General features: G+C 71.9%; 19 protein-coding genes. 13 read left to right on the forward strand and 6 right to left on the reverse strand.

The window, feature by feature from the left end:
* The first annotated feature begins 53 nt into the window (after nucleotides 1-53).
* Both O7601_RS15700 and O7601_RS15705 read left to right on the forward strand, forming a co-directional pair.
* The gene (locus O7601_RS15700) at nucleotides 54-2627 is read left to right on the forward strand and encodes a glycosyltransferase (RefSeq protein WP_281561878.1); all 2574 of its coding nucleotides are present in this window, start codon (nucleotides 54-56) and stop codon (nucleotides 2625-2627) included.
* 38 nt (nucleotides 2628-2665) lie between these two features.
* Complete coding sequence (locus O7601_RS15705) at nucleotides 2666-4513, forward strand: hypothetical protein (RefSeq protein WP_281561879.1); 1848 nt, start codon at nucleotides 2666-2668, stop codon at nucleotides 4511-4513.
* A 22-nt stretch (nucleotides 4514-4535) separates the two neighbouring features.
* Here the strand turns inward: O7601_RS15705 and O7601_RS15710 are convergent, their stop codons facing one another.
* Nucleotides 4536-5720 (reverse strand): hypothetical protein, encoded by a 1185-nt coding sequence (locus O7601_RS15710; protein WP_281561880.1) that lies wholly within the window; start codon nucleotides 5718-5720, stop codon nucleotides 4536-4538.
* Nucleotides 5721-6126: 406 nt separating this feature from the next.
* Here O7601_RS15710 and O7601_RS15715 point away from each other — a divergent pair, with 406 nt between their 5' ends.
* Together O7601_RS15715 and O7601_RS15720 are read left to right on the forward strand one after the other, a co-directional pair.
* Nucleotides 6127-7689 (forward strand): glycosyltransferase, encoded by a 1563-nt coding sequence (locus O7601_RS15715; protein ID WP_281561881.1) that lies wholly within the window; start codon nucleotides 6127-6129, stop codon nucleotides 7687-7689.
* 4 nt (nucleotides 7690-7693) lie between these two features.
* Nucleotides 7694-8977: a nucleotide sugar dehydrogenase gene (locus O7601_RS15720; protein WP_281561882.1), complete on the forward strand. Its 1284-nt coding sequence runs from the start codon at nucleotides 7694-7696 to the stop codon at nucleotides 8975-8977.
* A 56-nt stretch (nucleotides 8978-9033) separates the two neighbouring features.
* Here the strand turns inward: O7601_RS15720 and O7601_RS15725 are convergent, their stop codons facing one another.
* A complete protein-coding gene (locus O7601_RS15725; protein ID WP_281561883.1) occupies nucleotides 9034-9573 on the reverse strand; it encodes an acyltransferase in 540 nt (179 codons plus the stop codon).
* A 188-nt stretch (nucleotides 9574-9761) separates the two neighbouring features.
* Between O7601_RS15725 and O7601_RS15730 the strand changes: the two genes are divergently transcribed.
* The 8 genes from O7601_RS15730 to O7601_RS15765 all read left to right on the forward strand — a co-directional run bounded on the left by O7601_RS15730 (nucleotide 9762) and on the right by O7601_RS15765 (nucleotide 18654).
* Complete coding sequence (locus tag O7601_RS15730) at nucleotides 9762-11963, forward strand: DUF6077 domain-containing protein (RefSeq protein WP_281561884.1); 2202 nt, start codon at nucleotides 9762-9764, stop codon at nucleotides 11961-11963.
* Nucleotides 11964-12086: 123 nt separating this feature from the next.
* A complete protein-coding gene (locus O7601_RS15735) occupies nucleotides 12087-13841 on the forward strand; it encodes a CDP-glycerol glycerophosphotransferase family protein (RefSeq protein ID WP_281561885.1) in 1755 nt (584 codons plus the stop codon).
* A gap of 126 nt (nucleotides 13842-13967) precedes the next feature.
* Nucleotides 13968-14279 (forward strand): hypothetical protein, encoded by a 312-nt coding sequence (locus O7601_RS15740; RefSeq protein WP_281561886.1) that lies wholly within the window; start codon nucleotides 13968-13970, stop codon nucleotides 14277-14279.
* Nucleotides 14280-14354: 75 nt separating this feature from the next.
* Nucleotides 14355-15011: a response regulator transcription factor gene (locus O7601_RS15745; protein ID WP_281561887.1), complete on the forward strand. Its 657-nt coding sequence runs from the start codon at nucleotides 14355-14357 to the stop codon at nucleotides 15009-15011.
* A 9-nt stretch (nucleotides 15012-15020) separates the two neighbouring features.
* On the forward strand, nucleotides 15021-16475 hold the full coding sequence (locus O7601_RS15750) for a HAMP domain-containing sensor histidine kinase (protein ID WP_281561888.1): 1455 nt from the start codon (nucleotides 15021-15023) through the stop codon (nucleotides 16473-16475).
* A gap of 179 nt (nucleotides 16476-16654) precedes the next feature.
* Entirely contained in the window at nucleotides 16655-17539 is an 885-nt protein-coding gene (locus O7601_RS15755; RefSeq protein WP_281566937.1) for an ABC transporter ATP-binding protein, read from the forward strand.
* Nucleotides 17536-18387 (forward strand): ABC transporter permease, encoded by an 852-nt coding sequence (locus O7601_RS15760; RefSeq protein ID WP_281561889.1) that lies wholly within the window; start codon nucleotides 17536-17538, stop codon nucleotides 18385-18387. Before O7601_RS15755 ends, O7601_RS15760 begins: the two co-directional genes overlap by 4 nt.
* Before the next feature lie 15 nt (nucleotides 18388-18402).
* Nucleotides 18403-18654, forward strand: coding sequence for a helix-turn-helix transcriptional regulator (locus O7601_RS15765; protein ID WP_281561890.1), 252 nt, complete (start codon nucleotides 18403-18405; stop codon nucleotides 18652-18654).
* Between the two features lie 10 nt (nucleotides 18655-18664).
* Here O7601_RS15765 and O7601_RS15770 read toward each other — a convergent pair whose 3' ends face one another.
* The 4 genes from O7601_RS15770 to O7601_RS15785 form a co-directional block, all read right to left on the reverse strand.
* Complete coding sequence (locus tag O7601_RS15770) at nucleotides 18665-19627, reverse strand: TAXI family TRAP transporter solute-binding subunit (RefSeq protein ID WP_281561891.1); 963 nt, start codon at nucleotides 19625-19627, stop codon at nucleotides 18665-18667.
* Nucleotides 19628-19707: 80 nt separating this feature from the next.
* Nucleotides 19708-20373 (reverse strand): hypothetical protein, encoded by a 666-nt coding sequence (locus tag O7601_RS15775; RefSeq protein ID WP_281566938.1) that lies wholly within the window; start codon nucleotides 20371-20373, stop codon nucleotides 19708-19710.
* 146 nt (nucleotides 20374-20519) lie between these two features.
* Nucleotides 20520-21314, reverse strand: a complete 795-nt coding sequence (yaaA, locus tag O7601_RS15780; RefSeq protein WP_281561892.1) for a peroxide stress protein YaaA — start codon at nucleotides 21312-21314, stop codon at nucleotides 20520-20522.
* 8 nt (nucleotides 21315-21322) lie between these two features.
* A complete protein-coding gene (locus tag O7601_RS15785) occupies nucleotides 21323-22987 on the reverse strand; it encodes a hypothetical protein (protein WP_281561893.1) in 1665 nt (554 codons plus the stop codon).
* Nucleotides 22988-23062: 75 nt separating this feature from the next.
* Between O7601_RS15785 and O7601_RS15790 the strand changes: the two genes are divergently transcribed.
* Complete coding sequence (locus O7601_RS15790; RefSeq protein ID WP_281561894.1) at nucleotides 23063-24103, forward strand: phosphatase domain-containing protein; 1041 nt, start codon at nucleotides 23063-23065, stop codon at nucleotides 24101-24103.
* Nucleotides 24104-24112 lie beyond the last annotated feature (9 nt).

Below are 24112 nucleotides of genomic sequence, written 5' to 3' on the forward strand. Positions count from 1 at the left end.
AGCGACGGCCGTTCACCTTCCCGACCCGCACTCCCATTTACAAAGGACCGCGAATGCCATCGCACTCCCGCCCGCCGAGACTGGTAGTCCTGGTAACGAACGGCATCACTGGAGACTCCCGGGTCCAGAAGACCGCCATCGCCGCCGCCCGCGACGGCTGGGACGTCATCCTGATGGGTCGCAGCTCGACCAAGAAGGGCAAGGAGATCGAGCGGTCGACGATGGGGCCGGTCGAGGTGATCCGGGTACCCGTCGCGACGGTGTTGTCTCGTTCGCAGGCCGACCGGCATCGGATGCGCCGGGCCCTGACCCAGTTCCGGATCCCCGACAAGTCGGCGCTGAACCGCTACCGGGCCCGGCACCAGGCGTGGCTGCGCATGCAGACCGGCAAGGACAACCCTCCGCCGAAAGCCTGGATCAAGGCCCACGAGGCGGTGCATGAGTTGCGGGTCAAGGCTTGGGGCTGGGAACAGTTCCACGGCAGTAAGCCGGCGCCGCCGAGCGGCGACTGGCGTTCCGACTGGCCGATCCTGCTCGACATCGACCTGGCCTTCGGGCCGGTGATCGAAGAGTTGGAGCCGGACGTCATCCACGCCAACGACATCAACACCATTCCCACTGCGGCGATGAGCGCGGCGCGGCTGATCGCTCGCGGCAAGAAGTGTGTTTGGCTCTACGACGCCCACGAGTACGTCCAGGGCATCGAGTGGCCCAAGCCGCAGCAGGCCAGCGGAGTCAAGGCCGCCGAACGGGAGTTCATCGGTCGCGCGGACGCGGTGGTCACCGTTTCCGACCAGATCGCCGAGCTGCTCCGCAGCAGCTACAAGCTGCCGCAGACTCCGCTCGTGGTGGGTAACTCGCCGGTCCGGGAGGGCATCCGCAGCGGTAAGGTCGAGGCCTCGGTTCGGGCCCGTGCCGGCCTCGCTGAGGACACGCCGCTGCTGGTGTACGCCGGCTGGATCGGCCCGGAGCGGGGCCTGGACACCGTTGTCGCCGGCCTGCCGAAGCTGCCGGAGCACCACCTGGCCCTGGTCACCGGGCGGATGACCGCGCTGCTACAGGAGCTGTTGGCCGAGGCTGAAAGGCTCGGCGTACGCGACCGGGTGCACCTGCTGCCCTATGTGGCACCGTACGAGGTGGCCGACTACCTCAGCTCGGCCGACCTGGGACTCACCCCGTTCCGGCGGACGCCAAACTGCGAGCTGTCCCTGCCGACCAAGATCTCCGAGTATCTTCACGCGGGGCTTCCCCTGGTCACCAGCGACGTCCAGGTGGTCAGCGCGTACGTCCGGCAGCACGACATCGGCGAGGTGTTCACCTCGGGTGATGTGGCCAGCTTCGTGGCTGCGGTCACCCGGGCCACCGCCCGCCGGCAGGAAATGGGCGCGAACATCACCGAGTCCATCCTGGAGGACCTGTCCTGGGAGCGGCAGAGCAGCAAGCTGCTTCGGCTCTACCGGGACATCTCCGGTCTCGCGCCCACCGCCCCCCGCGTGGCCGTCCCGTGGTCCGTGCAGGAGCGTCCGGTCGGCGTGCTGACCGGCCCGGCATCCTCGCGGCGCGAGCTGCCGGCCTGGAGACCTCTGTCTGACACCACTGTCCGGCTCGGTATCGGTCCGGCGAACTACGCCGGACAGGCCGCGGGGTTCGCCAAGGCGATCAGCCGCGACAACCCGGAGGTGTCGATCGAGGTGATGATGAACAAGCCTCCCGCCTCCTTCGACTACCCGGCGGACATCTATCTCGACCCGGCGCGCAAGAAAGAACTGGACTACCAGGTTGAGCAACTCAAGCGGGTGCTCAGCTCGTACACGCACGTGCTGGCCGATGCCTTCCTGCCGCTGTTCGGGCACCTGAACGGCGACAACATCGAAGGCGACCTGCCGGCACTGCTCCAGGCCGGCATCAAGGTGGCGCTGCTGGCGCACGGCAGCGAGATCCGCCACCCTGACCGGCACCGGGAGCGGCACCGGTTCTCCCTCTTCGCGGACGCGCCGGAGGGCTTCGTGGATAAGCTGCGGGAGAAGGCGGTACGCAACCGGCGGGTGGCCGAGGAGGCCGGTCTACCGACCTTCGTGACCACTCCGGACCTGCTGGTGGACCTGCCCGCAGCCACCTGGGCACCGCTCGTGGTGGATGTCGAAGCCTGGGCGTGTGACCGGCCGGTGATGGAACGGAGCCGCCCGCTGGTGCTGCACGCGCCGTCCAAGCGGTGGACCAAGGGCACCGACCGGATTTTGCCGATCGTGCAGGCGATGCACGACAAGGGCCTCATCGAGTTGCGCCTCGCCGAGGGCGTCACCTGGTCCGAGATGCGTAGCCTCGTCCAGAGCAGCGACATCGTGCTGGACCAGTTCACCAGCGGCAGCTTCGGCACCTTCGCCGTGGAGGCGATGTCCGCCGGCAAGCCGGTGGTGGCGTACCTGAGCGACCAGGTCATCAAGACCGTCGGTGGTGACCTGCCGATCGTCAACGCCGACCCGAGCAACCTGGGCGAGGTTCTGGAGTCGCTGCTCGACGACCGGGAGGCTACCGTCAAGATCGCTTTGGCGTCCGCCGAGTACGCCCGGACGTACCACGACGGCACCTGGACGGCCCGCCAACTCGCCCCGTTCCTCAAGAGCTGAATCCCCGTCGGCGCATCCGTCTCGTAAGCTCCTGCACCATGACCATGCCCGACACCCGCGACCGCGAGCCGGTCCCCATCGTGCCCACCGGGGCGGCGGAGAACGACCCACCCGCCCCGGCAAAGGGCACCGAGGCGGCGGCCGGCGCCGGCCGCGGTGACAGCCGGCGGTGGTTGGTCGACGCGCTGGTGGCCGTGGTCTTCCTCGTCGGCGCCGGCTGGGTCACCGGCCGCGGTTGGCTGGACCCAACCGGTCGGTTGCTCGGCAGCCGCCCCAACGATCAAGGTTTCAACGAGTGGATGCTGGCGTACGCGGCGCACGCGGTCAGCAATCTGGAGAACCCCTTCTTCACGACGCTCCAGAACGCCCCGAACGGGGTCAACCTGATGGCCAACGTCGGGATGCAACTCCCCGGGCTGTTGCTCAGCCCGGTCACCCTGCTGTTCGGCGCGCCGGTCGCCTACCTGCTGCTCATCACCCTGAACCTGGCCGGCACCGGGTACGCCTGGTACCACGTGCTCTCCCGGCACCTGGTCGACTCCCGGGCGGCGGCCTTCCTCGGAGGGCTGTTCTGCGCGTTCGCCCCGGCGCTGGTCTCACACAGCAACGGCCATCCGCACATCACGGCCCAGTGGCTGGTGCCGTTCATCGTCTGGCGGGTGATCGCGCTCTGCCGAGGCGGGCAGGCGGTGCGCCACGGTCTGGTGCTGGGCGCGCTGGTGGCCGTGCAGTTCTTCATCGGCCTGGAGATCCTCTTCCTCACCGCGCTCGGCTGCCTGCTGCTGGTCCTGGCGTACCTCGTCGTCCGTCCCCGGGACGCGCTGCGACGCTGGCGCGCTCTGCTGCCGGGCCTGGTGATAGCCACCCTGCTGGTGGCGGTCGTGGCTGCGTACCCGCTCTGGATGCACTTCGCCGGTCCGCAGCATCGGGTCGGTCACCCGGGTACCCCGGACATGTACGCCCTGACACTCGGCTCGTATGTGCGGTTCGCCACTCAATCGATCGCGGGCGGTCCGACCAGCGCGCTGGGCTGGGCGCCGAACACGACTGAGCAGGCGAGTTTCTACGGCTGGCCCGTGCTGGTGCTCGCCGTCGGTGCGTTCTGCTGGCTGCGCCGCGAGGCCGTCGCATGGGTGTTGGGCATCGTCGGGCTGACAACGGCGCTGCTGTCGATCGGTACCACCTGGACTGTCGGCACCCGCCGTACCGATATTCCCGCGCCGTTCGCGCTCGTGCAGCACCTTCCGGTACTCGACGCCGTGGTGGTGGCCAGGTTCGCCCTGATCACCACCGTGGCGGTCGGCGTGCTGCTGGCGGTGGCCGCGGACCGGCTCGTCGCCGTCCGGACTCGACCACACGGCCGGCTCGCCCTCGGGGCGGGTGTGGTGGCCGTCGCCACCGCACTCCTGCCGATTCTGCCGATGCCGCTACCGGCAACCGGGCGGGCTCCGGTGCCGGACTTCGTCGCCAGTGGCGCCTGGCGCGAGCACGTGGCACCCGGCCGCACCCTGGTGCCGGTGCCGGTCACCCAGATGACCTCGGTCTACTGGGGCTCCGCCGCGCTGGCCGGCTTCGCAGTGCCCGAGGGCTACTTTCTCGGGCCGGTCTCCGCGACCGACGCCACCGGCCGTTGGGGAGTCGATCCGCAGCCCACGGCAGCGTTGCTCACCGCGGTCTCCAAGGGCGAGCGGGACACTACGGTCGATACCGCCGAGATCGCCCAGGCCCGAGCTGACGTCCGCTACTGGCAGGCCGACGCCGTGGTGCTGCCCGACCGGGGAGCCCGACGGCACGACGCGCTCAAGACCGTACTCGACGTCCTGTACGGCCCGGGACAGCGCGTGGATGACGTCTGGTTGTGGGACGTGCGGCCGTTCACCCGATGAGCGCTGCGCCCCGGCCACCGGTTTAGGGCGACCATGGCCAGATCAGCAGGAGGTACCCACCGAAGTAGGTGGCGAACGCGGTCATCGCCACCAGCACGGTGACGGCGTGCGCCCGGCCGGCCCGAGCCAACGCCACGGCGGCTGGCAGCAGCAGCGGGAAGGCCGGCAGCAGGAACCGGGCCTTGGCGTGGTAGTAGCCAGCCGCGCCCAGCGTGGTGACCAGCAGGAGGCCGCTGTAGAGCAGCAGCTGCCACGGCTGCCGGTCGAGCAGGCTCAGTACGAAGAACATCAGCGCCAGCAGGACCACCACGCTCACCACGAACAGCTGCGCCGCGGTCGGGTCCGCCAGCACGTCCCGGCCGCGGCGGACGGTGTCGACGCCGAAATCGAAGGTGCTACCCCAGCCGGCGGACTGGATGTGGAACCAGCCGTCCGGGCGACCGACCTCGCTGCCCACCCAGGCCAGGTACCCGAGCCAGCCGGCGGGAGCGAGCAGGGCGCCGACCCAGGGACGCCAGCCGTCCCGGCGCCGGACGATCGCCACCAGTGCGGCCACCCCCACCACCGGGATCAACGAGGAGGCGGTCGGCCGGGTAAGGCCGGCGAAGAGGCAGACCACACCGGCGGTGACCCAGTGGCCGCGCAGCAGAGCGTAGAGCGTCCAGGCTGCGAGGGCGGTGAACAGGGTCTCGCTGTACGTCATGGATTGTACGACGGCGTGCGGCAGGGCGGCCCAGAGCGCGGCGAGCAGCACGCCGGTACGCCGGTTGTGCAGGTGCGCGCCGATCGCGAACAGGCCCCAGGCGGCGGCCAGCCCGGCCAGCCAGGCCACGATCAGCCCGGTGTCCCGGGCACTCAGCGGCAGGATCCGGTCCAGTGCGGCGAGTAGCCCGGGGTAGAGCGGGAAGAACGCCATGTCGCTCTGTACTTCCGCGAACCCGTCGTACCCGTGCTGGGCGATCTTGAGATAGCGGATCCCGTCCGAACTCGCCAGGTGCTCACCGGGGGCGCGCCCGGTTCTACGGGCCCAGACGTAGACGGTCAGCACGCCGACCAGGCGGATCGCCGCGTAAGCGGCCAGGGCTGGCAGGGCCTGGCGGGCCGCGACACGCAGGCGCTGGAGCCGATCGGGCCGGGCTGGCCGGGGGCTCGCCGGCAACCCGGCCGACGCCGACGGGTTCGGCTCTTCGGTAGTCGCGACGTGCATCGTGCCGTCCTCGTCCGGATGCGGTTGTTTGATCGGATGGGTCTCGGTACCGGCCGGGGCTGGGCCATCGAGCCCGTTGGAACCGATGGAGGGTAGCAACCGGCGTGGCAGGTGGCGGACTGGTGGCGCAAAACTTTCTCGCCGGAAACCGTGTCGTAAACTCGCTCGGGTTCGCGGGCGCGGCGACCGTCCGATGGCGGGAAGAACACGGTGTTGCGGACCACACATGGCGGATTCGCTGGGGCGAGCACCATGTACTCGCCGATCGGGCGCGCTACCGCGCCGCGTACTACCGGTCTGGTTCGCGGGCCGGCTGGACCTGGGAGGCGCAGAAGCAGGTGCTCGACGACACAATTTACTCCCGGTTGCGCCCGGCGCAGCCTCGGCTGACCTCGGCGGTGGGCAGATGAGTACGCCGGACGTGACGGTCGTTGTCGCCGTCTACAACACCATGCCGTACGTGACCACCTGCCTGGAATCGCTTGTCGGGCAGAGCATCGGTCTGGAGCGGCTTGAGGTGGTCGCGGTGGACGACGGTTCGACCGACGGCAGCGGCGAGGAACTGGACCGCTTCGCCAAGCGCTACCCCGGCACCGTCACCGTGCTGCACCAGCCCAACTCGGGTGGCCCGGCGGGGCCGAGCAACCGGGCCCTGGACGTGGCGCAGGGGCGGTACGTCTTCTTCATCGGCTCGGACGACTATCTCGGCCCGGAGGCGCTGGAACGGCTGGTGGACGCCGCCGACCGGTGGGGTTCGGACGTGGTGCTCGGCCGGATGGTCGGCACCAACAACCGCTACGTGCATCAGGCCATCTACGCCAGCACGGAGGAGCAGGTCGACCTGTTCGACAGCGCGCTGCCCTGGTCGATGTCGAACACCAAGCTGTTCCGGCGGGAGCTGATCGAGCGGCACGGGCTGCGGTTCCGCGAGGACCTGCGGATGGGCAGCGACCAGCCCTTCACCCTGGAGGCCTGCGTACGCGCCGCACGCATCTCGGTGCTCGCCGACTACGTCTACTACTACGCGGTCAAACGGGACAACGCGCAGAACATCACCTACGCGAGTCGGTTCGAGGAGCGGCTGCGCTGCGCCGAGGAGCTGATCAATTTCGTGGCCGGGCTGATCGAGCCCGGTTCCCGGCGCGACGCCGTCCTGGTGCGGCACTTCAGCTGGGAGGTGGCCAAGCTGCTGCGGGCCGACTTCCTCGATCTCGACCCATCGGCGCAGGAGCGTAGCCACCAGCGGATCCGCTCGCTGACCGAGAGCTTCCTGACCGATGCCATCCGGGACCAACTCGCTCCCGACGTACGCCTGCGCCTGGTGGTCGCCCGGCACGGAAGCCTGGAGCAGCTACGCGGGTTGATCCGTCAGCAGAGCGAGAAGCTGCTGCCCGCGTTGACTGTCGACGGCGACCGCTGTTTCGCCGGCTACGTCGGCTTCCGCGACCCGGAACTGGGCTTCCCGGACGAGTGGTACGACATCACCGACCGGGCCGCCAAGCTGGCGGCCAAGACCACCGTGACCGACCTCGCCTGGGGCCGCGACGCCGCAGGCGGGTTGACCCTCGTGATCACGGCGCGCAACCCCTGGGCACGCCTGGTCGACCTCAGCGGCGACGCGGTGCGGGTCACCATCGGTGAGCAGCCCGCCGCCGTCTCGCTGCGCCCGGACCAGGCCGGTACGCTGCTACGTGCGGAATTCCCGGTGAAGCAGCTGCTCGCGGCGGGCGCCCAACGGTGGAAGGTCGGCGCCAAGCTCAGCGTCTTCGGCGGGCTCAGCATGGTGCCGCTGCGGTCCAAGCACCAGCTCACCGCAGCGCGCCAGGCGATGTGGCGCGGGCTCCGGTTGCACCGCGTCACCGCCGACACGGACCGCAAGCACCAGGTGATCCTGACGATCAAGCGCGTCCGGTACCGCCAGGTCGCCGCCACCCGTCTGGCCCGTCTGCGGCCCTCGAAAGGAAAGTAGCCCCATGAACATCTGCGTCGTCGCCCTCGGGAAGATCGGCCTGCCGCTGGCCGTGCAGTTCGCCTCGAAGGGACACCGGGTGGTCGGCGCCGACGTCTCCGAGCGGGTCGTCGGGCTGGTCAACGACGGGGCCGTACCGTTTCCGGGCGAGACGGACCTGGACGTCAAGCTGAAGGAGGTGGTGGCCGCCGGCCTGTTGTCGGCGACCACCGACACCACCGCCGCGGTGGCCGCGTCCGAGGCGGTGGTGGTGGTCGTGCCGCTCTTCGTCGACGCCGACGGCGTACCGGACTTCGGCTGGATGGACGACGCCACCCGGGCGATCGCCGCCGGCCTGAAGCCGGGCACCCTGGTCAGCTACGAGACCACGCTGCCGGTCGGCACCACCCGAGACCGGTGGGCGCCCATGCTGGAGGCGGGTTCCGGGCTCACCGCCGGCGCGGACTTCCACCTGGTCTTCAGCCCGGAGCGGGTGCTCACCGGTCGGGTCTTCGCCGACCTGCGCCGCTACCCGAAGCTGGTCGGCGGCGTCGACGAGGCGTCCGGCGAGCACGGGGTGCGGTTCTACGAAGCGGTGCTGGACTTCGACGAGCGGCCCGACCTCAACCGCCCGAACGGCGTCTGGGACCTGGGCTCGGCCGAGGCGTCCGAGCTGGCCAAGCTGGCCGAGACGACGTACCGGGACGTCAACATCGGCCTGGCGAACCAGTTCGCCCGGTTCGCCGACACGGTGGGCGTCGACGTCATCAAGGTGATCGAGGCGTGCAACACCCAGCCGTACAGTCACATCCACTCCCCGGGCATCGCGGTCGGCGGGCACTGCATCCCGGTCTATCCCCGGATGTACCTGTGGAACGACCCGGCTGCCACCGTGGTGCGTTCGGCCCGGGAGGCCAACGTCGCCATGCCGGAGTACGCCGTCGACCTGCTGGCCGCCGCGTACGGCGACCTGACCGGCGTCGGTGTGCTGGTGCTCGGCGCCGCCTACCGGGGCGGCGTCAAGGAGACGGCCTTCTCCGGTGTCTTCCCGACGGTGGCGGCGCTGCGTCGGCGCGGCGCGAGGCCGTACGTCACCGACCCGATGTACACGAACGAGGAACTGGTGGCGCTCGGCCTGCCGGCCTACGACGGGGAGCCGGTCAGCGCCGCCGTCATCCAGGCCGACCACGCCGAGTACCGGACCCTCGGCTCCGCCGACCTGCCCGGTGTGACGGTGCTGGTCGACGGGCGACGGGCCACCGAACCAGCCCGGTGGACCGGCGTCCGTCGGGTGGTCATCGGGGGCTGACCGAGCCGTACCCGGGGGCCGGCGGCTACCGGTCGGTCCCCGCTCGCCTCACCGGGTCAGTGATCCCGTCGGGGTGGGTTGTCCAGGTCCCGCGAGACGACCTCGCCCCGCTCGTCGACCCAACCCTTCGGCCGGGCCGGGTTGCCGGCGACCAGCTGGTAGGGCGCCACGTCCTTGGTGACCACCGAACCGGCGGCGATCATCGCGTACTCGCCGACCTCGATGCCGCAGACCAGCGTGGCGTTCGCGCCGATCGACGCGCCACGGCGCACCACCGTGGGAGTGATCTTCCAGTCCGGGTTCTGGGCGCGGGGACGGAAATCGTTTGTGAAGACCGCGCACGGGCCGACGAACACCTCGTCCTCCAGGAGCACTCCCTGGTAGACGGAGACATTGTTCTGGATCTTCACCAGATCGCCGATCGTCACGCCCGCGTCGACGTAGACGTTACGACCGATGACGCAGCCGGCACCCACCCGGGCCGACGATCGGATGTGGGCCAGATGCCACACCTTGGTCCCGTCGCCGACCGTGGCCCCCTGCTCGACGTCGGCGGTGGGATGGACGAAGACGGAGGGGGCGCTGTTGTCAGTCAACCTTCAGATCCCATCGGGTGTGCACGGTCTGGCGGAACTCGGCGCAGCATACCGGGCCGTGCGATGACCGGTTCCGCGCCCGACTCCGTTTACGCTGCTTGCCGATCCGCCAGCAGCATCGGCCGAGCACACGCCGCGAACGTGCCGAGCCGGACCCGCCCGTACGACGACAAGGACGCCCCGTGTCGATGACCGACCAGGCTGCCGCACCCTCGGCGGCGCGCGACGAACCGACCGCTCCCGTTGCCGCTCCGGGCCGGGGGCGGCTCGCCGTGGGCCGGGTCGGGACGGTCGTCGCCTGGCTGCCCGCGGCGCTTACCGACGGCGCCGTCCTGGTGTTCGCGCTCTGGACGCTGCTGTACCACGCCGCGCTCCCGCTCGGCCTCGCCCCGTCGTGGACGTTCCGGGTCTGGTTGGTGGCCAGCCTGGCGCTGCTCCTGCTCATCGCGTTGACCCGCTGGCGTCACCGGCACGTCGGCGTGCCGGACACCGCGGGCGGTGTGCCCGACACCGGTGCGCCGGACACTGCGGGCGGTGCGCCGGATGCGTCGGGCGCCGGCCCGGCGTCCGACGCCGACCCGGCGGCGGGACGCACCGGCCGGGCGGCGGTCGTCCGACGTGGCTTGACGGCACTGGTCCTGGTCTTCGGCACCATCGCGGCGATCACCGCCGGGCTGGCCGGTACGCCGGTCGGCGCAGACCTGTCCTGGTGGGTGCCCGCCTCGGCCGGGATCGTGGCGGCCACGGGGCTGGTGCTGCTGACCCGGCGAACCTGGCGGACCTGGCAGGACGCCCCGGCGACCCGGCCGCCGGCACCGACCGGCTGGCAGTCGGCGTACGCGTTGCTGATCGCCGGTGGTGCCGCCGCCGCCTCGCTGTTCCTGGCCCGCAACACCCCGGACGACATCTATTACGTCGGTCGGTCGGTGTGGGTCGCGGAACGCGACAACGTCCCGCTCAACGACTTCCTGTTCAGCGAGAACGTCCTGCCGGCGATGGCGTCCCAACCCCCGATCGCCAGCATCGAGGTGCTGGCCGGCGCGCTCGCCCGGTTCCTCGGCATCTCCGCCGCGTCGGCGACCTGGTACCTGCTGCTGCCGATCATGGCGGTGCTCGCCGTGCTGGCGCTCTGGCGGCTGGTGCAGCGTTGGGCGCCCCGGCGTCCGGTGCTCGCCTTCACCGTCGCCATCGCCTTCCTCGCGCTGGTCTGCGGCCCGGACGCCGCCCTGGGCAACTTCCACCTGCCCCGGCTCTACCAGGGCAAGGGCATGTTCGTCTCCGCGGTGGTGCCGCTGATGTGGCTCTATCTCACCCGCTGGTTCGACGACCGGTCCCGGCGGGGGTTGCTGCTGATCGCCGCGCTGTCGATCACCGCGACCGGACTCACCACCTCGGCGGCGATCGTCCTGCCGCTGCTGGTCGGCGGGGCGGCGCTGATGATGCTGCTGGTGGGCCGGTGGAGGTCGGCCCTCGCCGTCGGTGCGGCCGCGCTGACCTATCCGATCGGGGCGGTGGTGATCAGCCAGCTGATCCTCGGTTCGGCCAACGAGGCCGCCGCCGACGTCAACTTCTACGAAGCCGCCCACACCTACCGCCGGACGTTCGAGGTCGGCATCGTCGGCGTGATCGGCGGACTCGCGCTGTGGTGCGGCCCGCTGCTGGCCCGCCGCCGCAGCCCGGCGCTGCTGGCGGCCGGCGGCACGGTCACCCTGAGCGTGCTACTGGTGCCCGGGGTGCTGGAGTGGCTCAGCGCGCTCACCGGCATCTCCGTGGTGCTGTGGCGGGTGTCGTGGCTGCTGGCCCTGCCGGCGCTGATCGGTCTGCTGTGCACCGTCTGGTTGCCGACCCGGCTGCCGGCCGTGCGGGCGCTGGCCGGTGTGGTGCTGGCCGGCGCGATGGTGGGCTCGTTCGCCGGCTACGCGGTGCCGATGTGGGACGAGCGCAGCGGGGTGCTGGTGCACGGCGAGCCGACGTGGAAGATCCGCCCGAAACAGCTGGCCATCGGGAGGTTCGTCGTGGGCCTCGACCGACCGGACGGTCTGGTGCTGGCCCCGGAGAGCATCATGCGGACCATTCCGCTGCTCACCACCGAGGCGCGGGTGGTCCTGCCCCGTGACTTCTTCCTGATCGAGTACGACATCAACTCGCAGTTCTCCCAGGACCGGTTGTTGCTGACCCGGTTCGCCAACGGCGGCCCGGCCGCCCAACGGCCCGCCGCCGAGGAGGTGGGCGCCGCGCTGGAGCGGCTGGACGTGGGCACGATCTGCGTCTACAGCCAGAACCGTTACGCCCGGCAGACCGGTGAACGGTTCGGCTACGCCACGTTCGCCAGGCGGAAGGCCGATCCGCCGGTGCACCCGAACGCCGTCACCTGCCTGCGTCGCGGGTAGCCACCCGGGCGTCACCGCGTCGATGTCTCGCGTTAAGGTCGCAGCTGCGCTGACGCCGGGCCGTGGCGTTCGGTGCCGCCGGGCTGCTGGCCGGCCGTCGATCGCGGTAGGGAGAGCCATCCCTTGTTGAGCAAGTTGACTGTGCGGGTCGGTGTGGCGGCGCGCGGGGCCCTGCTGGTGGGGGCGTACCTGCTCCTGCTCGTCGTTGGCGCGTTCGGTCAGGTCGCCGGCTTCGTGGTCGCCGCCCTGGCGGCGGTGCTCGGCGAGGTCGCCGTGCAGCGGTGGTCACCGGCCACCGCGACCCTGATGGAGAAGGCCGGCCTCGGCCTGGGCTACCGGCAGCTGGCCCGTGACGTGTCGGTCGTGCTGCTGGTCGTCGCCCAGGTGGCACCGGCCGGCGGCGCACTGACCCTGCTGCTCCTGCTGCCCGCCCTGGTGTGGGTGATCGCCGTGTTCGCTGGAGCGTTCGAGCGCATCATCGACCGGCGCAGTCCCGGTGGTTCGATGGTGCGCAACATCGATCTGGGTCGGCTCGGCGGGGCGCCGCTGCCCCGGTGGGCCGTCGCCCTCAGCGGGGACCGGCTGCCCTGGGTGAACGTGTTGCTCGTGCCGGCGGCGGTGGCCGCGGCGCTGGCTGACACGGTGATACCCGTCCACCTGGCCGGCGTGATCGCCGTCGGGCTGGCCGCGGTGGTCGGCGCAACTGTCGCGTCGATCTGGCTGCGGGGCCGGGGCACCGGGCACGGCGCCCGGCTCTCGGCGGTGCAGCGGTGGCTCGACAGTCACCGCCCGGAGGTCGCGCTCTACTTCGCCGGCCCGGGTAAGGACATCTACCAGGCGAACATGTGGCTCGCCCCGGTCGAGGCGCTGGACCGGCCGACGGTGGTCTTCCTGCGTAACCGGGAGGCTCTGGCGGAGCTGGCCGACACCCGGCTGCCGGTGGTCTGCGTCCCGCCCGGTGCGGATTTCATGAATCTCGGCAAGACCAGCGTCCGGGTGGCGCTGTATCCCGCCAACGCCGGGGAGAACATCCACATGCTGCGGGAGCCCGGGACGAAGCACGTCTTCGTCGGGCACGGCGACAGCGACAAGGCCGCCAGCGTCAACCCGTTCTGCAAGGTCTACGACGAGGTCTGGGTCGCCGGCCCGGCCGGCCGGGAACGCCTCGCGCGCGCCGGGACCGGCGTACGCGACGTGAACGTGGCGGAGATCGGTCGGCCGCAACTGGCCGGGCTGCCCACCGCCGGTGGAGGGTCGGCCGAACGCCCCTTCACCGTGCTCTACGCGCCCACCTGGGAGGGTTGGCTCGCCGACGACCCCTTCCACACCTCGGTGCTGCTGATGGGGGAGCGGATCGTCGGCGGGCTGCTGGCATTCCGGCCGGAGGTCCGAGTGATCTACAAGCCGCACCCGCTGACCGGAAGCCGGTCGGGGCGGGTCCGGGCAGCGCACGAGCGGATCGTGCAGCGCATCCGGGCGGCCGGTGGCGAGGTCGACGCGAGCAACCTGGACGGACCGGCCCACCGGGTCGTCAGTGGGCGGGTGCCCGCGCTCTTCGACTGTTTCGACCAGACCGATCTGCTGATCAGCGATGTGTCCAGCGTGGTGTCCGATTTCGTGCAGACCCGACGGCCGTACGCGGTGACCAACCCCGCCGGGCTGCCCGAGGACGAGTTCCGCCGCACCTTCCCGACCGCCAGGGCGGCGTACCTGCTGGCCGCCGACTGTGGGGAACTCGGCAAGATCGTGGCGGTCGCCCGGGCGGGCGACGACCCGATGACCGAGGCCCGCCGGGAGCTGAGGACCTACCTGCTGGGCCCGAGCGACGCCAACCCGATGGACCGGTTCGCTGAGGAGGTCGATCGGCTCTGCCGCTGACGCCGCGAGGTGCCCGGGCGGAGGCTCTTGCCCCGCGCCGTTGAGCCCGGTTTTGTCCGGTACCGGCCCGGTCCGCCGCCCCGGCGGGCATGCTCGAAGGGCAGGCCGCCGGCGAGGGGGATGGGCATGGAGAGCTACCACGAGGACTGGACCGACAGCCAGCGCGCGCTCTACGACGAGTGCTACCGCGCCGGTGCCGACTGGGCCGAGGACCCCGACACGCCCTCGGAGGACGTGCAGCACGTGATCAATCTGGCGGAGGCCGACGACGACACCCTCGCCGACGCTGAGATCGACTTCGCGCCCCTGATCGACGCGGTCACCGAGGCCACCGGCGAGGTCGTCGCCACCGTGCCGGCCAGTCACGAGGACCCCGGATTCAAGGGCTTCGTGGACGGGGTGCGCGACGGCACCTCCGACGAGACCTTCGGCCTCTGACAGTGCCCCCCGGGCCTGTGCACCCGGCCGCGCGTCTGCGACCATCAGGGTTAGCAGACCGAACGGGGAGGCCGGGTGCGCATCCTGCTGGTCGAGGACGACCGACGGGTGGCCGCCGCACTGTCGTCGGCGCTGACCCGACGTGGGTACGAGGTGGAGCATGCCGCCACGGTTGCCGCCGCGCTCTCCGCCGCCCCCTGTGACCTGGTGCTACTCGATCTCACCCTGCCCGACGGCGACGGCACCGACCTGTGCCGGCAGTTGCGGCGGCGCAGCAACCAGCTCGGCATCATCGCGGTGACCGCGCGCGGCGAGGAGCGCGACCGGGTGCTCGGCCTGCGACTCGGCGCGGACGACTACGTGGTCAAGCCGTTCTCGATGGTGGAACTCCAGGCCCGCATCGAGGCGGTGCTGCGGCGGGCCTCGCACGCGGCCCCGGAGCGCAACCTGATCGAGGTCGGGCCGGTCTACATCGACGTGGCGGCCCGTACCGTCGCGGTGGCCGGGCGGCCGGTGTCGCTGACCCGCAAGGAGTTCGACGTCCTGCTCTCCCTGGCCCGGCAACCCGGCGTCGCGGTGCCCCGCGACCGGATCCTGCTGGACGCCTGGGGCACCACCTTCACCGATCGACACACCGTCGAGGTCCACGTCGGTTCGTTGCGCGGCAAGCTCGGTGACCCGCGTCTGGTGGAGACCGTGCGCGGCGTCGGTTACCGGCTCCGGGGCGAGTGAGGAGCCCGGGTGCGACGGCGGCTGGTGATCAGCTATTTGCTGCTGATGGTGCTGGTGGTGGTGGCGTTGGGTACGCCGCTGGCGGTGACGCTGACCACCCGGGAGACCGACCGGGTACGGGCCGACCGGCTCGCCGACGCCACCCGCTTCGCGTCGCTGGCCGGGCCGGCGTTACGCGACGGCACGCCCGGTCCACTCGATCACGAGCTGGGCAGCTACGACGAGCTGTACGGCATCGGCGCGGCGGTGGTGGACCGGGACCGGCGGGAGGTGGTGGCCTCGACGAGCTGGCGACCGGCCCCGGGCACCCGGGAGGCGTTGGACGTCGCGCTCTCCGGGCAGCAGGCGAGCGGACCCGACTCGGTGTGGCCGTGGGTCGACGGGCCGATCGTGGTCGCGGTGCCGATCAACGACGGCGGCGAGGTTCTCGGCGCCGTGGTCACCGCCACCCCGGCCGACGGGGTCCGGCGTACCGTCGCCACCTGGTGGACGCTTGTCGCCGCGCTGGGTCTGCTCGCCGTGCTGGCCTGCGTGCTCACCGCGTTCGGGCTGGCCGGCTGGGTGCTGCGTCCGGTCACCGAACTGGACGCGGTCACCCACGAGATCGCCGAGGGTGATCGCGGCGCCCGCGTGCAGCACCGGTTGGGGCCACCGGAACTGCGCCGGTTGGCGAGGAGCTTCAACCACATGGCGGACGTCGTCTCCGACGTGATGGACCGGCAGCGTGCGTTCGTCGCGCACGCCAGCCACCAGCTCCGTAATCCGTTGACCGCGCTGCGGCTGCGGGTGGAGGAACTGGGGCCGAGCGTCACCGACGAGCAGGGCCGCGCCGAGCACCGGCTGGCCTTGGAGGAGACCGACCGGCTCGCTCTGCTCCTGGACGCGTTGCTCACCCTCGCCCGCGCGGAACGCCGGGAGAACCAGCGGGTCACCGTCGACGCGACCGCCGCGGCCGGGTCACGGGTCGCGGCCTGGGAGCCGTTGGCCCGCCACCGGTCGGTCACCCTGCGGCTGGCGGCCGACCCCGGCCCGGTGTACGCCAGTACCGTGCCGACCGCCATCGACCAGGCCCTCGATGCACTGATCGACAACGCGGTGAAGTTCAGCGGTGCGGGCGGCGAGGTGACGGTGACCGTCGCGGCCCGCGACGGCGGGACGACCCTCGAGGTACGCGACACCGGCCCGGGGATGACCCGCAGCCAGCTCGGCCGGGCCACCGAACGGTTCTGGCGGGCCCCGGAGGTGCAGAACGTCGACGGTGCCGGGCTCGGCCTGACCATCGCCGCCGTGCTGGTCGACGCCTCCGACGGCCGGCTCACCATGCACCCGAACTCACCGCGCGGCCTGGTCGCCGCGTTGTGGTTCCCACAGCCGGCGGAGCCGGCCGAACCCACCGGCCCGGATCCCGAGGCCGATCCACCGGCACCCACCGATGCGGCGTCGTCCGCCTCCGCAGTGGCCTGAGCAGGGCGGTACGACAGGGCAGCCGAGGTTTGCTCCGATCCGTAGTATGAGTGCTATCTTCCAATGCATAGATCATACGGAGGTGGTGGTCCATGGTGGTCAGCGCCGGGGCGGAGACCCCGACCAGTACCGCGTCGCCGACCGACCGGGGCCTCACCCTGGACGTGCACGACCTGCGCATGCGGTACGGCTCGACCGACGTGCTCACCGGGGTGTCGTTCAGCGCGCGACGCGGCGAGGTGCTGGCCCTGCTGGGCCCGAACGGCGCCGGTAAGACGACCACCATCGAGATCCTGGAAGGCTTCCGGATGCGGTCCGGCGGCCGGGTCGTCGTCCTGGGGACCGACCCGGCGCGCGGCGACGAGCGGTGGCGGTCCCGACTCGGCGTGGTGCTCCAGTCCTGGCGCGACCACAGCCGGTGGCGGGTGCGGGAGCTGCTGGCGCACCTCGGCTCCTACTACGCGCCCTACTCGACCGAGCGGACCAGCCGGCCGTGGGACATCGACGAGCTGATCCAGGTGGTCGGGCTGACCGAGCACGCGCACAAGAAGGTCGGTCAACTCTCCGGTGGCCAACGTCGCCGGGTGGACGTGGCGATCGGCATCGTCGGCCGGCCGGAGGTGCTCTTCCTCGACGAGCCGACCGCCGGGTTCGACCCGGCCGCCCGCCGCGAGTTCCACGATCTGGTGCACCGGCTCACCGACATCGACGACACGACCATCCTGCTCACCACCCACGACCTGGACGAGGCGGAGAAACTGGCCGACCGGATTCTCATCCTGGCCGGTGGTCGCATCATCGCCAGCGGGTCCGCTGATGAACTGTCCCGCCGCATCTCCGCCGACGCCGAGGTGCGCTGGAGCCAGGGCGGGGCACGATTCGTGCACTCCACCGCCGACGCGACCGGCTTCGTGCGGGAGTTGTTCGCCCAGCACGGCGAGGACATCGCCGACCTTGAGGTGCGCCGGGCCAGCCTGGAGGACACCTACATGACACTGGTACGCGATCACGAGTCCGGCCGCGCCGACGGCGCGAACCGCGCGTTCGAGGAGGTGGCTCGATGAGCCCACTGGTCGTGGCCGCCCGGGCCGGTCTGTCCCGGGGCCGGATCGAGCTGCGGCAGAGCTTCACCAACGCGGAGACCCTCTGGGGATACCTCTTCCCGACGGTCATCCTGCTGGTGGTGATGTTCTTCATGCGGGGCGCCAAGGTGCCGGGCACCGAGTTCTCGCTCGGCGCGCAGACGCTGCCCAGCACCCTCGGCATGACCGTGGCGTTCGGCGGGCTGGTCACCGTGGCGTCGATCCTCACCGTGGAACGCGAGGACGGCACCCTGCTGCGGGCCAAGGCCACCCCGAACGGCATGTTCGGCTACCTCATCAGCAAGATCACCCTGGTTGCGGGGATGACGCTGGTCAGCGTCGCCCTCCTGCTCGTACCGGGTCTTCTCCTCTTTGACGCCCTGGCGCTCGACAGCGTGGCGGCCTGGCTGACCCTGGCCTGGGTGATGCTGGTCGGCATGGTGGCGACCATGCCGGTCGGTGCGGTCTTCGGCTCGCTGCTGTCCAACCCCCGCAACATGGGGCTGATCATGCTACCGATGATGGGACTCATCGCGACGTCGGGCATCTTCTACCCGATCACCGCCCTGCCCGGCTGGTTGCAGGCGGTCGCGCAGGTCTTCCCCATCTACTGGCTCGGCCTCGGCATGCGGTCGGCGTTGCTGCCCGAGGCCATGGCCGCCGTCGAGCTCGGCGAGTCGTGGCGGCACCTGGAGACGTTGCTGGTGCTCGGCGGCTGGGCGCTTGCCGGGCTGGTGCTGGCGCCGGTGGTGCTGCGCCGGATGGCCCGCCGGGAGTCCGGGTCGAGCGTGGCGGCCCGCCGCGAGAAGGCCATGCAGCGGGTGACCTGAGGATGGGCCGTCGAGATGAGTGAGCACGTCCACAACCGCATCGCGATGCTCCGGGCCGAGCGGGGGATCTCCCGCCGTCAGCTGGCCGAGGCGTTGGGCGTCCACTACCAGACCATCGGCTACCTGGAGCGCGGCGAGTTCAGCCCGAGCCTGCACCTGGCGCTGCGTATCGCCCGGCACTTCGAGGTGCCGGTGGAGGTGGTCTTCTCCACCGACCCGTTCCCACGCCTGGGCGATCCCAGGCCGCCGGCCGCGCGGGCCGGCTGATCGGCCCGGGTCAGGGTTTGCTGGCCCGGTAGTAGTCGACGGCGCCCGGGTGCAGGGGCAGCGGTGAGGTGGCGATGGCCGAGCGGGGGCTCATCCGGCCGGCTGCCGGGTGCGCCTCGGCCAGCTCGGAGCGGCGTTCCATCAGCAGCCGGGTCACCTCGCGCACCAGCGCCTCCGGCAGGTTGGCCCGCACCACCAGGTAGTTCGGGTTGGCCACCGTGGTCACCGGGTCCACGCCGTACACCGAGCGGGGGATGTCCCGTGGCACGTACACCTCGGGGTTGCCCCGGCGTAGCCGTGCGGTCCACTCGCCGAGGTCGACGATGCGGGTGGGGGTGTCCTGGGCGAACTGGGCGACCGCGCGTACGGGCAGCCCGCCGGAGAAGAAGAAGGCGTCGATCCGGCCGGCGCGCAGCGCGGCCACCGAATCGTCCAGCCCGAGCTGTTCCTGCCGCACCTGGGTGCCGTCGAGGCCGGCGGCGGTGAGCAGCCGGTCCACCGTGATCTTGGTCCCCGAGCCGGCCGCGCCCACCGATACCCGCCGGCCGCGCAGATCGGTCAGGGTCCGCACCGGGCTGTCGGCGGTGGTGACCAGGTGCAGCAGGTCGTCGTAGACCCGGGCGACCGCCACCACGGGCGGATCCGGACCCGGGTCTGCCTGCAACACGTCGGCCTGGGTGAAGCCGAGTTCGGCCGCACCGGCGTTGAGTAGTTGCACGTTCTCCGCGGAGGCCGCGGTGACCAGCACCTCCGCCCGGACCTGGGGCAGTTCCCGGTTGAGGATGGCCGCCAGCGACGAGCCGAAGGCGTGGTAGACGGCGGTGGGGCTGCCCGTGGCGATCCGGATGACCACCGGCTCAGCCAGGTCGTCGCGGCAGCCGCCGAGGCCGGGCAGGGCCAACAGCACGGTCAGCGCCACCACCACGCGGGCGCCACGCCACCAGGCTCGGGCGGGATACCGGGTACGGGTCACGGGCAGCACTGTGCGCCGCCGGACCCCGATGACGCAACCCCGGGGACGGCGGAGCGGTGCGGCCGCGATTCGGCCGCAGGTCAGGCCACCGGCCGCTGCACCGCCTCCTCCGCCGCGTACCGCAGGATCCGGTCCCGATCCCGACCGTGGGCCACACTGACCAGGAAGCAGCCGGTGCTCGGACGCAGCAGCGCCGGCACGTCCAGCAGGGCGGCACCGCGTACCAGCACCGCGCCGAGTTCCCGGTCGGTGATCCGCACCCCGAGGATGTGCCGCCGGACATGCCGGCCGCCGGCCAGCAGCGCGGCCCGCCAGGCGGCGGCGGCCAACCGGGTGCGCCACAACCGCCGCGCCGTCGAGGCACCCGGCACCGGGCCACCCAGCAGTTCCCGCCGGCCCCGCCGCCAGCCGTTCTCGACGATCGCCGCGTACGTCGGCCGGTGCTCCCGCCCCACGTGCAGCCGGTGCAGCTCGTACCGCCGGCGCAGCCCGCCGACCGCCACCTCGTGCCGGACCGGGATGTCGAGGCGGTGCAGCAACTGCCGGGTGCGCCGCGCCGCCTCCTCCCGGTTGAACTCGATCGTGGTCGGTCGGACGGGCTGTTGTCCGGGGTGCCGGTGCCCGGGGGTGGCCGGTGGCGGCATGCAGCGCAGCAGGCAGGCCGTCTCGAAGGCGTCGGCCAACGTCGTCCAGTCCAGCGGCGCCGACGGGGGCCGAGACGACGGCGGCGTGGTGGACCCCGGCAGGGCCGATGACGGACGGGACCGGTCGAGCAGGATCGGTTCGGCAACCACCGGAGGGCCTCCTCGTCGCGTCGGGTCCTCTTACGGTGACCCGGGACACCGACCGGTGGTACCGATCCGGTCCAGCTTTGAGGAAATCTTGCGCCTGGTTACAGCTCCGAAACGATCACGTCGACCTGACGCGGCCGGCCGGGCGCGGTGGCCTGCGCGCACACCTGATACTTCAGGTCCCGCAGCGTCGTCACCAGCGCGGCCACGGAACGCGGCCGGGCACCGGCGAGCAGCAGGTCCCGGACCAGCCGCCCCTTGGTGGCCTTGTTGAAGTGGCTGACCACCGAGCGCACCGGCACCCCGTCGACCTCCCGTTCATGCAGCACCCGCACGGTGACGGTGCGCTCGGCCAGCTCGCCGCGCGGTGTCCAGGCCGCCGCGTACGCTCCGGAACGCAGGTCCAGCACCGGGCCACGACCGGCGGCCGTGGTCAGCGCGGCACCCAGGTCCTGCCGCCACAGCGCCGGCAGCGCACCGATGCCGGGCAGCCGGGCACCGATCGGGCAGCGGTACGGCGGGATCCGGTCGGTCAGCCGTACCGCGCCCCACAGACCGGAAGCGATCAGTACGTGCCGTCCGGCGGCCCGCTGCGCCGTCGCCGGCAGGCCGGCCAGGCCGAGGGCCTCGTAGAGCACGCCGGTGTAGATCCGGCTGGCAGGTGCGGTGGCGGCCTGCCGCAGCCGGGCGTTGCGCCGCAACTCGCCGTGCTGCCCGGCGCCGAGGCCGAGCGCGGTCAGCGCCGCCTCCGGCGGCCCGGCGCTGAGGGCGATCAGAGCGGACAGCACCTCCTCCCGCCGTGGGTTCAGCTCCGGCAGGGAGAGGCGGTCCAGGTCCAGCCGGCGGCCCGAGCCGGCCTCGGCCTTGCCCTCCGAGGGCGGCAGCAGGATGAGCATGGGTGACTCTAACGCCACGGTCGCAGCGGCTCCGGCGGGTGGTACACCCGGAAACCACCGACCTCGGCGAGCAGCGCCGCGCCGGCCCGGTCGCCGAGCAGTTCCCGCAGCCGCCGGTCCGCCGGGGCGTCGGCGGCCAGCACGTACCCGGGCCGCTGCGCCCGCGCCAGCCGCCACCAGTACGCGGGATAGCGGTTCTGCCCGGGGTGCAGACTGCCGTCGACCACTGCGCAGACCACCTCCTCGTCGGTGTTGAAGATCAGCCGGTTGCAGGTCCAGTACTCGCCGTACACCTCACGCAGGCCGGCCGCGTGGACCGTGTCGGCCAGCTTTCGGGCCTGGCGTTCCTCGGTGCGCCCCGGAGCCGCGCCGGTGGAGGCGAACAGCACGGTCACCACCAGCGAGCCGGCGGCGAGAGCAGTCAGCACGGCGGTGGCCGCCGCACCCGCCGCCCGGCCCGCCATGCCGGCGGTGCCCCGTCGGGCGGCGACCGCCGCGACCCACAGCGGCCAGAGCACCGCCGGCAGCGACAGTTGCAGCACCGACAGGTAGCGGGCGTTGCCCAGCGGATCCGTGGCCGCCAGCGGGCTGCGCACGTACGCCAGCAGGGTCAGCGCCGCGCCCGCGAGCAGCGCGAGGTGTACGACCGGGCCGGCCCGCTGACTGCGCCCGACCCCTCGCCGGTACGCGAGCCCGGCGAGCGTCGCCGCCGCCACCAGCAGCAGCGGGTAGAGCAGGCCGAACCACGCCTGCCACCGGGCGCAACCGTCGACCGGGCAGAGCCCGGCGGCCAGCGGCACGCCCTCCAACAGCCCACCGCCGAGCCGCTGCGGCCACGGCGGCGCCGGCCCGTCCTCGCCGCTGATGCCACGCAGCACCGACAGGGAGTCCTGCCCGGGTGGGGCCACCAGGTTGTCCCGGATCATCGGGGCGAGCCCGACGACGAAGCCGGCGACCAGCAGCAGCCCCGCCCAGCCGAACAGCTCCCGGCGCAGGGTCCACGCCAACGCCAGCGCGGCCACCGCCAGGTACGGCACGATCAGCCAGTCCGACCAGATCGCCACCCCGGCGAGCAGCCCGAAGCCGCCCACGGCCAGCGCCCGGCGCCGTACCGTGCCTCGGGCCAGCGCCACCACGACCAGCAGCATCGCCAGCACCGCCACCTTGACCTCCGGCCGCCCGCCGACCGCGGTCACCTGGTCGCGGACGACCCGCTCGGAGCCCAGCGCGAGCAACCCGACGACCACGGCGGCGAACCACGGCGAGCCGATCCGCCGGGTCAGCCGGTGGATCAGCCAGAGGAACAGCGCGTAGAGCGCGAGCACCGGCAACCGCAGCGCCGGCCAGCTCGGCCCGGTCACCGCGAGCAGCGGTGCGGCCAGGTACGACTCCAGGGTGCCCATGTACCGCTGGCCGTACAGGAAGATCGGCTGCTCGCGGCCCTGCGCGATGTGCAGCGCGGCCAGCCCAAAGGTCGCCTCGTCGCTGTTGGAGACGGGCACGGTGGTCAGCACCAGGACCAGTCGGTACCCGACGCCGAGCATCCCGAACAGCAGCGCGACCAGCGCCGGTCGGTCCAGCCGTGGCCGCCAACGCCCGCGCTGTCGCACTGGGTCCGCCCCTGCTTGTGGCACGACCTCGCCCCCGTCGCCGTCCCGACCGGAGTGTGTCACGGCGGCGACGTCGGGCGTGGCGGATCGGCTCAGCTCGCGTGGCCGAGGTGGCTGGTCTGTGGCAGGGTTGCTTCCGTGCCACCGACTCCCGCAGGCCAGCTGGCCATACCGAACCTGCACCGGGCCGCGCGGATCGAGGACGCCGTGCACGCCCTGGTGGAACGCCGGCTGCGGCGTACCGGCTGGCGGACCAACATCATCGCCTACACCGGCTACGGCGGGCCCGGTTGGGTACGGGTGATGTGCCGGGTGTTGCTGGGGCGGCCGGACACCCGCCAGCGTGGCAGGTTGGAGAAGGTCCGGGGCTGGCGCAGCTTCACCACCCTGCCGGCCAAGCACGTCACCGTGACCATCGAGACCGGCGGGGTGGTGCACGAGGCGCGCGCCGACCGCAGTGGCTTCATCGACACGGTGCTCGACGCGACCCTGCCACCCGGCTGGGGCTCGGTGCGGCTGAGCATGCCCGACGCCGAGCCGGTCGAGGCACCGGTGCGCATCCTCGACCCGGAGGTGCGGTTCGGCATCATCTCCGACATCGACGACACGGTCATGGTGACCGCGCTGCCCCGGCCGCTGCTCGCCGCGTGGAACACGTTCGTGCTGGACGAGCACGCCCGCGCGGCGGTGCCCGGCATGGCGGTGCTCTACGAGCGACTGGTCACCGCCCACCCCGGTGCGCCCGTGTTCTACCTGTCGACCGGTGCGTGGAACGTCGCTCCCACGTTGACCCGGTTCCTGTCCCGGCACCTCTACCCGGCCGGGCCGCTGCTGCTGACCGACTGGGGGCCGACCCAGGACCGCTGGTTCCGCAGCGGCCGGGAACACAAGCGGGCGACGCTGGCCCGCCTGGCCAAGGAGTTCCCCGACGTCCGCTGGCTGCTCGTCGGCGACGACGGCCAACACGACCAGGAGATCTACCGCGAGTTCGTCGCCGCCCACCCGGACAGCGTCGCCGGGGTGGCGATCCGCCGGCTGTCACCCACCCAGGCGGTGCTCGCCGGTAGCCTGCCCGTCCCGCAGGACAGCCCCACCGAGGGGCCGGTCGGGCAGAAGTGGCTCTCCGCGCCCGACGGCGCCGGCCTGTGGACCCTGCTGCACGGCGCCGGCCTGGTCTGAGCCCGCCGG

The organism is Verrucosispora sp. WMMD573 (assembly GCF_027497175.1).
Classification (GTDB): Bacteria; Actinomycetota; Actinomycetes; order Mycobacteriales; family Micromonosporaceae; genus Micromonospora.